The 11,996-nt window shown below is 29.5% G+C and carries 10 protein-coding genes; 2 read left to right on the plus strand and 8 right to left on the minus strand.

Going from position 1 to position 11,996, the window contains the following annotated elements:
• Positions 1–58: 58 nt before the first annotated feature.
• Both CLMAG_RS14475 and CLMAG_RS14480 read right to left on the minus strand, forming a co-directional pair.
• A complete protein-coding gene (locus CLMAG_RS14475) occupies positions 59–859 on the minus strand; it encodes a hypothetical protein (RefSeq protein ID WP_066623757.1) in 801 nt (266 codons plus the stop codon).
• 179 nt (positions 860–1,038) lie between these two features.
• Complete coding sequence (locus tag CLMAG_RS14480) at positions 1,039–2,598, minus strand: PucR family transcriptional regulator (RefSeq protein WP_066623758.1); 1,560 nt, start codon at positions 2,596–2,598, stop codon at positions 1,039–1,041.
• A 430-nt stretch (positions 2,599–3,028) separates the two neighbouring features.
• Here CLMAG_RS14480 and CLMAG_RS14485 point away from each other — a divergent pair, with 430 nt between their 5' ends.
• On the plus strand, positions 3,029–3,778 hold the full coding sequence (locus CLMAG_RS14485) for an alpha/beta hydrolase (protein ID WP_073393313.1): 750 nt from the start codon (positions 3,029–3,031) through the stop codon (positions 3,776–3,778).
• A gap of 85 nt (positions 3,779–3,863) precedes the next feature.
• Here CLMAG_RS14485 and CLMAG_RS14490 read toward each other — a convergent pair whose 3' ends face one another.
• The 5 genes from CLMAG_RS14490 to CLMAG_RS14510 all read right to left on the minus strand — a co-directional run bounded on the left by CLMAG_RS14490 (position 3,864) and on the right by CLMAG_RS14510 (position 8,861).
• On the minus strand, positions 3,864–5,318 hold the full coding sequence (locus CLMAG_RS14490; RefSeq protein WP_066623762.1) for a sensor histidine kinase: 1,455 nt from the start codon (positions 5,316–5,318) through the stop codon (positions 3,864–3,866).
• 309 nt (positions 5,319–5,627) lie between these two features.
• Complete coding sequence (gene fliY, locus CLMAG_RS14495) at positions 5,628–6,749, minus strand: flagellar motor switch phosphatase FliY (protein WP_066623772.1); 1,122 nt, start codon at positions 6,747–6,749, stop codon at positions 5,628–5,630.
• Between the two features lie 2 nt (positions 6,750–6,751).
• Positions 6,752–7,702 (minus strand): flagellar motor switch protein FliM, encoded by a 951-nt coding sequence (locus tag CLMAG_RS14500; RefSeq protein ID WP_066623774.1) that lies wholly within the window; start codon positions 7,700–7,702, stop codon positions 6,752–6,754.
• A 56-nt stretch (positions 7,703–7,758) separates the two neighbouring features.
• On the minus strand, positions 7,759–8,115 hold the full coding sequence (locus CLMAG_RS14505; protein ID WP_066623776.1) for a response regulator: 357 nt from the start codon (positions 8,113–8,115) through the stop codon (positions 7,759–7,761).
• Between the two features lie 266 nt (positions 8,116–8,381).
• Entirely contained in the window at positions 8,382–8,861 is a 480-nt protein-coding gene (locus CLMAG_RS14510) for an S-ribosylhomocysteine lyase (protein WP_066623779.1), read from the minus strand.
• Between the two features lie 214 nt (positions 8,862–9,075).
• Between CLMAG_RS14510 and CLMAG_RS14515 the strand changes: the two genes are divergently transcribed.
• The gene (locus tag CLMAG_RS14515; protein ID WP_066623782.1) at positions 9,076–10,899 is read left to right on the plus strand and encodes a cell wall-binding repeat-containing protein; all 1,824 of its coding nucleotides are present in this window, start codon (positions 9,076–9,078) and stop codon (positions 10,897–10,899) included.
• 215 nt (positions 10,900–11,114) lie between these two features.
• On the opposite strand, the gene CLMAG_RS14520 is transcribed toward CLMAG_RS14515, so the two are convergent.
• The gene (locus tag CLMAG_RS14520; protein ID WP_066623785.1) at positions 11,115–11,978 is read right to left on the minus strand and encodes a fumarylacetoacetate hydrolase family protein; all 864 of its coding nucleotides are present in this window, start codon (positions 11,976–11,978) and stop codon (positions 11,115–11,117) included.
• Positions 11,979–11,996 lie beyond the last annotated feature (18 nt).

Genomic DNA, 11,996 nt, shown 5'->3' on the forward strand with positions numbered 1-11,996 from the left:
CATCTATTTATCTTATACTTGCTGATTTTTTTCATTAGCATAACTTATGTACGGATTACTATTTGCCTATGGGACATGAATATTCACAAGTCCTACAATACTTTATTGCATTGATAGGCCCTTCAACGGAAATTGCAGGTATCTCCATTAGTTGCATATTTTCTTCATCTTCTTGCATTTGAACATTACATAAAGTTCTATCAAAATTCCCTACCCTTCCCGGAAGTTCATTTCTGCCCAAATTCGTTTCTAAGTATATTTTTTTTGCAAAGGCACTTTGTCTACACTTTTCCCAACATTTTATTGTGCATGTAGAACATGGGTCATAACCTGATGGCCCAGTAGATGGTAAATCCAAGTTTAATCCAATTGCCCTTAATCTTATGTGTGAGCCGTACTCTGGAGTAACAAGCAGATTATTTCTTCCAATACAACCTAGACCAGCTATTACTGCTGTATCCTTTAAAAATACTCCTCCTTTTTCTATATGATAATTGAAGGCGTATGTATCTATTCCCTGTTCTGACATAATACTTTGGAGCTTTTTACCAATTCCAATAAGTTTTCTATTACCAATTGTGTTGTGACCTTCAAACCAATAATCTAACTTAGGATCATCTAATGGATGATGATAAGCCAGAACAACTACACTTTTTATTCCTTCTGGCCATACAACTCCTGTCAAAAATTCATCATTTTCACCACGCATATAAGTTCCAACACCGTTATATTCAGGCATCTTAGGTATAACAGTAAAAGCAGGTGCCTTTTTTAAGTCTTCTACATTGGCAACTCCTGCTAAAGTAGATCCACTTTCCAATGCAAATTTTATAATTTCTTCTGAAGTAAACTTTTTCATAATTCTAATTCCCCCTAGTATAAAATATTTTGTCTGTTGTTGTAAAATATATGCAATTTACTTTTTATTTAATATTAAAGGAAATGTTTGAAAATAGCTTTATGCATAATGACAAAATAATTTTTAAAAAACCTGTAATCCTTAGTCCACTTTGCACTAATCAAAAACTAAAAACCCTACTAAACAGTAGGGCTCATACTTAAATATTCATAAGCAATAAATGATAAAATTAATCTTTGCCTTACATTTATATCTTCTAAATTGCAGCTAAATAGCTCTTCTAACCTAGCAATTCTATAATTCAAGGAATTTCTGTGCAGATGCAATTTTCTAGCAGTTTCATTTGCATTTCTTTCATTAATCAGATATTCTTTAAGTGTTGTATAAAGATTTGTATTATTTTTTTTATCATATTCTATAATTTCCAATATTAATGGGTGACAAAATACTTTCAAATTGTATTTTGAAGAAATCAATTCCATTGCATGATATTTACTTGCTAAGTTATAATCAATCAGTATTTTTGAAGAATCTACAAATTTGCAGTACTTAGCAGCCATATCAGCTTGGACATAGTATTCCCTTGTATCTTTAAGATTGTAAAAATAGTCACTTATGCCTGCATATGCATTTTTAGCACGGAGTACGACCATAAATTCATCATACTCTTTATCTGACATTGGTTCTTTAACATTTTTGTTCATTATCATGACAATACCGTTGTCATATATAACTCCTTTACTTCCAGAACTAATGTAATTTAAATGATTACAAAGATAAGTTAAAGTATAGCTGTTGCAATGCTCCTTATCTATTACAATTTTTAATATACGAAATATTTTTTTTACTTTCCAGCCAAGCAAACAAAGCCTGTCGTACACTAGTTCTTCACTACTGATATTGCCTTTTATAAGATCAATAATTACATTTTCGTACATTATATCTAGTGAACTCTTATTAGATTTAGCACCTGGTAGAAGAGGTGCTACAACAGAGGAAAAATAGCTAAGAAGCTCATGCTCACTTTTTCTTGAATCTTCACTATATTGCTCTTCTTGAAGTATATGAATAAAACCAATAATCTTTTTTTCCCAAGTAATATTATTAGCTAATATATATCTATCTAAATCCTGAAACTTAAACAAAACAGGCATTTCAGAATCTATAATTTTTTGAATTACTTTTTCCCTTAAAATAAATTTAATAGTTTCATAGGATAAATAACCAACTAAATAACTTTCCCAAAGGTAGCTAATTTTTTTAAGTTCTTTTTTTGTTATTCCATAGACCTTATATGTTAAATCATATATAATAATAGATCCACTAAATACTTTATCACTTAAATCAATTAGCTCTTGTATTCCTTTATCTTCTTTTACAGCATCCTCAAGTTCCATTTCCCACTGATCATAGAATTTAAAAATCTCCTGAATACTATTAAAAAGCCAGCTCAACTTTATGTTCTCTTTAATACTTAGGACATTAAATTTTATTTTACAATTCATGTTATCTGTGACCTGGGGATTACCGATACATATAAAATTTATAACTCTATTTATATACGATGTTTCTGGAAAGTCATCTTTAAATCCTATATATAAAACATTTTCAGAAAAATCCTTCATAGAGCTATCAAACATCCTTACAGTATCAAGACATGGAACTACAGTATCTCCAACATATAAATCCTTATCATACTCCTCTAATTTATCATGTATCATATTTATGCTAAGTTTCATAGAAGCCATCCCCTCTTATTCTGATCATCATATTCCACATTATAGTTAATTAATCTTATGACCTTTTGACACTATATTCATTTTATCATAAATATATATATATAATTTACTATTTATATGTAAATATAGCCTTACATCCATAGGTTAAGATGTAAGGTTATTAAAATATTTATTTTAATTGTATAATGTAATTACTATATAAACTATAATATTTATGTAGAGTCATATTAAAATTACAAATTAACAAGGAGGGTTTAATATTAATGAGACGATAAAAATTGTACTATTTCTTATCCTGCTCGCGATTTTATTACTTGAAGCCTTTTCTATTTATATCGTAATTAAATTCAGCCATCCTATTTCACTTAATCCGAAGCCAAATATAAAAGAATATGGTATAGAAAATTATGAAAAGATAGCCTTTCATAGTTTGAAAGGTAATTTAATCTTAGCTGGATATCTTATAACAAACAGCAACAGCAATAAAACTATAATAGTATGTCATGGTTATGGAGATTCTAAATTTATGGTTGGCGGAAGAACTCCTTACGATGTAAAGGTAGACCATCTTAAACTAGCCAAGCTTTTTTTAGATCAAGGATATAATACTTTCTTATTTGATTTTAGAGGTCATGGTGGATATGCTGGTAAGAACGGAGTTACTATAGGCTTTAATGAACAGCAGGATCTTTTAGGTGCTATAGATTTTGTAAAATCAAAAGGCTTAGGAGATACAATAGGTCTTATAGGTTTCTCCATGGGAGCAGCTACAGCTTTAAGTGTGTTAAATAAAACAACTACTGTGAGCTTTGTTATTGCTGATTCACCTTTTAGTGATTTAAAGGATTACTTAAAGAGTAACATGAAAGTATGGACTGGACTTCCTGATTTTCCTTTTGTACCTCTGATACTTTTAAATTTTAAGCTTATTTATGGAGTTGACTATAATGCTGTCAGCCCCTTAAAGATCCTTAATAAATCTAATATACCGATATTATTAATACATGGAAAAAGAGATATAACTATTCCACATACTGAAAGTATTGCTATGGAAAAAAAACTTAAAAATAAAAAAAGCAGGCTAGTTTTATTTGATGACTCAGTACACGTAGGCTCATACTCTATGTATGACAAAGAGTATGAGCATATCCTGAAAAACTTCTTATCATCAATTTCTTAAGGAATTATAAAAAACATAAACATGAGATTAAGCAACTCAACTAAGCCTAATACTCATATTTATGTTTTTGTATCGTCCATAGGTTTTAATCATATATATCTGAAAACTCTATGCTTATCCTCTGCGCACTATTTGCTCTAGCTATATTAGCTTCTAAAATTGTGGTTTGTTCCTCACTTAAAACTCTCACAGGCAGCTTTATTACAAATTCACTACCTTTACCATATTCACTAAGAATTCCTATGACCCCACCATGCATTTCAACAAGAGATTTTACAAGAGAAAGACCTATACCACTACCTTCCCTATTTCTTGAGAAAGACTTATCTACCTGTATAAATCTTTCAAAAATAGACTTCTGCATAGCATATGGAATTCCAACACCATTGTCTTTTACAGATACTATTATGCTTGAATTTTTATCTACAATGCTCACCAATATTTTTCCTCCTGCAGGAGTGAATTTTATCGCATTTGAAAGAAGGTTAAGTATAATTCTTTCAATTTTTTCTGCATCACAAGCCATTACTTTTTCCTCAATATCTGTATCAAAAGTTACTTCTAAACCTTTATTTTTTGCATAACTTGTTACTGCTAAGGTTATATCTTCTATGACCGTTATTACATTTTCATTTCTTAAATTTATCTTAAAGTATCCTGTATCAATTTTTGTAATATCAATTAAATTATTCACAAGTCGCAATAATCTATAGCAATTCTGATTCATAATATCATAATATTGTTTTATTTTTTCTTCATTTTCACTATCATTGCCATTCAATCCTATTAACTTAAGTAGTTGCAATGTACTAGTCATTACATTTAGGGGAGTTTTAAATTCATGTGATAAATTAGCAAAAAATTCTTTTTTTAATTTATCATACTCCATTGCCTCACCTAATAATTTACTTTGTTCTTGAATTTTCAATCTAAGATTTTCAGTTCTTTTATGTTCTGAGATATCCTCTCTTTCACACTCCAATTTCCATTGAAGTATACATTTTTCTATAAACATAGTAAAAACATCTATTCCAATAAAAAATGAGTCACAGGGAATATCTAAATACTCTGATATTTCTTCAAGCTTTTTAAGACTATCTTCATGTATACCTGTATCTAAAAGTCTAATCTTTGCTATATTTTCCCTATTAATTTCCCACGCATTAATATCTTTTTCCCATTTTTTAAGCTTCCCAGGTGTAAGAAGGTATAATTTTTTGCTAATAAAATCCAAAATTATATCCTTATTAGTAAATAATTCAAAACAATATTTTGTTCTATATATTTCAAGCTTATATTTATTAACAGTAAGCTTGTTTAAATTTTTACAGCATGTCCCACATATTATAATAATTTTGCTACACGTTTCCTCACATCTTCTAATTGCTTCCATAATTGAAGCATTTTTCTCCTTTTTAACGCATCTACATTCAGAGGAAAAAGTTGAAACTATAACATTTTTTATATTAATATTTTTTAATACTAATTCAAGTTCTTCAATAAAATTCTTACAGATGACTATCCCTAAATTATTTTTCATACTCTTTCACCCAATCTAAAGGATATTTTAAGTTCGTTGCTAATATGACTGTTCACATTTGTAATTAATGTTGTTATTAACTCAAGTATAGTATAATCATAGTTAAATTTACGTGATTACATAAAAGCTAAATTTACCCAAAAAAATAACTGCATCAGACTTAACTAATGCAATTATATTATAAACCTTTTTCACGAACATTTCCATAAAATTATCCATTTTTTCAATATACTTTCTTTTTTCAACAGTTCATTTATGTAAGATTTTAATTTTGACTTTCTAAATAAAGTCCATTTTTACAAATTAAGCTTAAACATTGTCTTTATTAATATCTATTATGTTTATAGCCAAACAATTGTTTACTAATACTACTTCACCATATGCAATAACTTTTCCATTAACATGTAATTCCACCGGTTGGTCAGCTAATTGATTTAGTTCAAGCAAAGTACCATTACTAAAATTTAAGATCTCTTTTACACTACGCTGAGCATTTCCCAAGACAACTTGTATATTTAAAGGTACATCCATTACTGAACTAGTATTTTTAGATAAATTATCTGAATAATCAAATTGTTTATATCCAACTTTCTGTATTTTATTATCAGAAAAATCATTATCTAAAGAAGAACTATTTGTACTTATTGCTGCTTTTTCCTTTGCTTCTGATTCATTCATAACCATAACTTGATCTTTTATCTTTTCCACAGCATCTTGCTTACTTTGAATTACTACATTTGGAACTTCATCAATAACTTCTGTGCCCATCATTATTGATGCTATTTTCTTTGCTGTTTCCACTGATAGCACCTGCATGATTATACTGTCTAATAAATTTTGTATATTTAGTTTGAATGCTACTTGAATAACCTCATCTTCATCATCAATATCCTCTGCCATATTAGAAGTCATAGAATCCCAAATCTTTGACTTTGGAGGAGATATATCTACTTTTCTAGAAAACATAGTTGCCATAGCTGTTGCTGCTGAACCCATCATCAAATTCATAGCTTCTGAAACAGCACTTTCCTCTATTTCTGATAATGTTTGAGACTCAACTTCCCCTGTTCCACCCATCATTAAATTAGCTACTACAGCAGCATCTGAAACTTTCATAAGCAAAATATTTTTTCCTGATATACCAGTTGTATATTTTATCTCTAAAGCAATATTAGGTATTTCAAAACTTTCTCTCATTCTTTTTAGTGTTGTTACTGAAATAACTGGAGTTGTTATATTTACTTTTTTACCTATCATATCCGACAATGCCGTTGCTGCAGAACCCATAGATATATTGCCAACTTCACCTAATACATCTTTTTCAATATCAGTTAATATACTGTTATCTGATGGGGTTATATCTTCAACTTTATCACTAGCATTACCTTCTAGTAAAGCATTAATTTCCTCTTGAGAAAGTCCATTACTCATATTTAATCATTCCTCTCTAAACAATCTACTATTTTAACTGCTTTTCGGTTCTCCATTAAGCCAACTTCACCATTAAAACAATGTTTTTCTTCAACTAATATACTTACTTTATTTTGATATCTTTTATGAGTACTTAAAATCGTTCCTTTTTGTAAATTCATAAGTTCTCCTAAGGATAGCTCTATATTATCTAGTACCACTTTTATATTTAAGTTTGCATCACCAAAATTATTACTCAATTTAAACTCACAAGGTGAACCTTTTACTTTTAGTTTTCCTAAATAATTTTCTATACTTGAATAAGGAATACATATATTAAATAAAGTATTTACCTCACAAATACTTATGGAAAATGACGCTAAAACAACTGACTCATTTTCAGTAAACATTGTAATTTTAGCTGGATTAGTTTGAACATGCTCTATTGTAGAGTTTACTTTTAAAACCTTATCCCATGCCTTCTCTAAATCCTCTATGAACTCCTTAACTATTTTCATAGAGATGTCTTTATCCCTTTCAGAAAATTCTGCTTTACTCACATCTCCACTTACATCTTCACCAAAAAAGACATTAGCAATTTGAACTACAAGCTCAGGACTTGTTTCAAATAATAAGTATCCCTCTAATGGATTCAATTTAAATAAATTTATAACAGCAGGATACGGAATAGAGTTACTAAATTCTTTATAACGTATTTCCTGTATAGATGCTAAAGATACCCTCACATTTAAATTTTTAGACATATTGCTGGATATAATCTGAGCATATTCCTTATGAATATACTCTAATATATGTATATCTTCATCAGAGAACTTTAAGCTATCCTCAAGTACAGTCTCAGTAACATCATTTTCATTACCAGAATTATTACTGCCACCATCGTCAATTATATCACCTGCTGCCATAGCTGCTAATAGGGCATCTATTTCACTTTGAGATAAAACTTCTGACATATTAAACCCTCATTTCAATAATTTTAAAATAGACTTCTAATCTGATACCTATAAGTCTATAATACTTTTTTAATAGCTTCTACTACTCTATCTCCCTGAAATGGCTTAACAATAAAATCTCTAGCACCTGCTTTTATAGCTTCCATAACCATATTTTGTTGCCCCATAGCACTACACATTATTATTTTAGCTGTAGAGTCAATGGCTTTGATTTTCTTCACCGCTTCTATACCATCCATATCTGGCATTGTAATGTCCATTGTAACTATATCTGGCCTTACATTTTGATACAGTTCAACTGCCTTTACTCCATTCGATGCCTCACCTATAACCTCAAATCCATTTTTCTCTAGTATATCTTTTAACATCATTCTCATAAATGCTGCATCATCAACAATAAGAACTTTACTCATTATATCTCAACCTTTCAACAATTTAGTTATTAATTAAATTAACTGGATATTTTTCATCCAACATTTAATACTCACCCTTATTATACCAAAATAATTATACCATATTAAATGATAATTATGCTTTTATTTGAATTTTATCCTACAATTCTTTTTATATGATTAGACTACTGTATAAGCATCAAAACAAAACTTAATAGATAATCAGCATATAAGCCCTTATGATAACTTTTTATATCATAAGGGCTTATTGTTAATTTTTATAATCCTTATACTGGATAATTTAGATTGCCTTCACCAATATTTGTAAGTACATTTTCAATAAACTTATTAGATAAATATTTTGCCATTGGTAAATTCATATCAAGATAGTTTCCGCAATCTTTAGCTGATGCTCCTGGGACATCCCCTTCAAATTCTGAAATAAACTTAAACATATCAACTAACAAATCAATAATATCACTAGACTTATAGTCACCATTTAATAAAAGATAAAACCCTGTTCTACATCCCATAGGTCCAAAGTAAACAGTTTTTGATCCAAAAACACTATGATTTCTTAAATAAGTTGCAGCTAAATGCTCAATAGTATGCATCTCGGCAGTATTCATAACAGGTTCAAAATTAGGCCTAGTCATTCTAATATCAAAAGTTGTAACAACATTGTCTCCTACATTATCTTTTCTTGAAACATATACTCCTGGATAAAGTTTTAAATGATCAATTGTAAAGCTTGCAATTTTCTCCACTATGTCTTCCTCCTTGTTATTCTCATATATAAGCTATTTTTAAAGTTTGTACTTATTATCATTACTAAAATATTTTACTACTAAATAGATATATAATCCACAATTTTTATTAGTATATTGAAACCTCTTCTATCGTGGTTGGAAAATGAATTTTCTTCACACCAAATGAAATATATGTTAAAATATGAACAAATAACCATAAAGGAGTGATTACGTGAATAACTTAATATTTTACTTTAGAAAGAGTACTAAATTAAAAAAACTTTATGTTCAAATTCTAATATCAATCAGTATTTTATTTATATCCCTGTTAACAATCTCCACAACTACTGTACAAGCATCTAATGACACTGCAGTATCCAACATAACTGTTAAAAGAGTTTCTGGAAATGATAGATATTCTACATCTCTTGCCATTTCAAAAGAAGGTTGGAAAAGTTCTGACTATGCTATTTTAACTAGTGGTGAAAATTACCCAGATGCTTTATCCGCTGCACCTCTAGCGAAAAAATATAATTGTCCTATTATTCTTACTTCAAAGTATTCTTTAAGCGATAATATAATATCCGAACTTAAGAGACTTGCTGTCAAAGAAGTATTTATATTAGGTGGATCAGGGGTAATATCTGATAACATAGATATTCAACTACATTCTATTAACATTAATATCAGCAGAATAGCTGGAGCAGATAGATATGAAACCTCTTCTAAGATTGCTGAAAATTTAGGTACATGTGATGAGATTTTTATTGCTAATGGTGAAAATTTTGCCGATGCTCTATCAGCAGCACCTATAGCTTCCATTAAAAATATACCTATATTGTTAAGTCCTAGCGATAGCTTAAATAAGACTTCTGCTGCTTTTATCAATAGTAAAAACATATATAAATCCTATGTTGTTGGAGACGCAGCCTCTTTATCTGAGGATATTTTTAATTCAGTGACTAAGCTTAATCCAGAAAGAATAGATGGTAATGACAAATATGATAGAAATATTAATGTAATTACTAAATTTAAGGATCAGATAGACTTTAGCACTATTTTTATAGCCTCTGGGAATGATTTCCCTGATAGTCTAAGCGGCTGCGCTTTAGCCGCAAAAACTAACTCACCTGTAATTTTAGTTAACAATAACAATTTTGATAAAATAGAAAATCTTATTAAAGATAGAGATATTAAAAATGTTATGATTTTAGGTGGAGAAGGTGCCGTTCCTAACAATGTAAAAGAAGAGTTAGTTAACGCTGTAAACCCTTCAGGTATCCTTACTCAGAAGGTAGTTACTGTAAGTAATTCAAAAGAACTTATACAAAACATAGCTCCAAATACTAAAATTCTATTAAAATCAGGTGATTATAACTTATTAGAACCTAAAATATTGGATAACAAATATGTTGTATATAATCAAGTTTTTGATGGTTATGAGCTTGAAATAAAGGATATAGACAACTTTACTATAGAAGGTGACAAAGATTCAAAGGTAAATCTTTTAATTGATCCAAGATATGCTTATGTCATGCACTTTAAAAATTCTAACAATATAAATATTTCAGGCATAGTAGCTGGTCATTATCCTGATAAAGGATCCTGTGTAGGTGGCGTTTTTAGATTTGAAGATTGCAAAGACATCAAAGTAAATAATTCTGATTTATTTGGTTGCGGAACAGAAGGATTGACTCTAGACAATGTTGATAATCTCCAATTTATAAATTCTACTATTAGAGATTGCTCTTATGGAATCATGACCATAAACAATTCAACAAATATTAGCTTTTATAACTCAACCTTCAAGGACAATATGGAATTCTATTCAATTAATGCTATTCACAGCGATGCCAGTTTCGTAAAATGTAATATAGTTAATAACAAAATACTTTCAGAGGATTCCGGCGATTTATTTAACCTTGATATTTATTCAAAGCTATCCGTTAGTGATTCAACTATTGAGAATAATTCAGTAAAGAATTTGACCAATGAGAAGAATAACATCACCTTTAAAAATATTGTTTTTAAAGGAAATGACTTTGATAACAACTAACTATAAAGATATATAAAGTTTTAAATCCTTCTAAATTTTAAAATGTAGATAAACACAGCAGAAAGTAGACTTGCACTCCGGAATAAGTCTACTTTCTGGTATTCTTCTCTATACATTTAGAAGAATTCATTTTAATATTCTCATATATTTTCAATCATATTACTGCATAAATTATTAGAAGTTTTTTATTAAAGCTACCTTAAATTAAATTAAATTTACTCTAATATATTCACTAAATCTCCAATCTTTTCAATAGAAACAACTATCTCATCTCCAGACTTTAACCACTGCTGTTTATCTTCCGGATAACCTAAGATAACTCCACTTGGTGTCCCAGTAAAGATAATATCTCCAGGTTTTAATGTCATATAATCAGATATGTAACTTACTATAGTAGCACAATCAAAAATCATATCCTTAGTATTTCCGCTTTGACGAAGACCACCATTTACTTTGCATTTGATTTCTAGGTTTGTAGCATCCACTTCATCAGCTGTTACTAAATAAGGCCCAATAGGAGCAAAGTGATCACAGGTTTTACCTAGTAGCCATTGTGATGTTCTAAATTGGAGATCTCGAACAGATAAGTCATTTCCAGCAGTATATCCAAATACATAGGAAAGAGCCTCTTCCCTGGAAACATTTTTAGCTTCTTTTCCAATGACAATAACTAATTCTGCTTCATAATCGAATTTTTCGGCAGACTTTGGCAATGAAATAATTTGATTGTGGGCAGCCAGTGCATTATTAAATTTACTAAATAGAACTGGTGAAGTAGGTATATCCATCTTAGACTCTTCTGAATGACTTATATAATTTAAACCAACACAGAGAATCTTTTCTGGTTTTGTTACAGATGGTGCATACATAATTGTTTCTTCTGCAATTGTTTCAATTTCTTTTTTAGTCAATTCAGCTAATTGAGATAAAGATTTTTCTCCTTTTTCAATAACTTCCTCTATAGTGGTTGGTATCCCAAGAGAATAGTCTTCAGCAGCTTTTGCTACATCAATGATACCTTTTTCACTCTTAATACCTAACTTAATTTGCTCTCCTACCTTAAAGTTAACTAGCTTCATATCAATTTCCATCTCCCT

The sequence above is a fragment of the Clostridium magnum DSM 2767 genome (assembly GCF_001623875.1).
In the GTDB taxonomy this organism is placed as follows: domain Bacteria; phylum Bacillota; class Clostridia; order Clostridiales; family Clostridiaceae; genus Clostridium_AM; species Clostridium_AM magnum.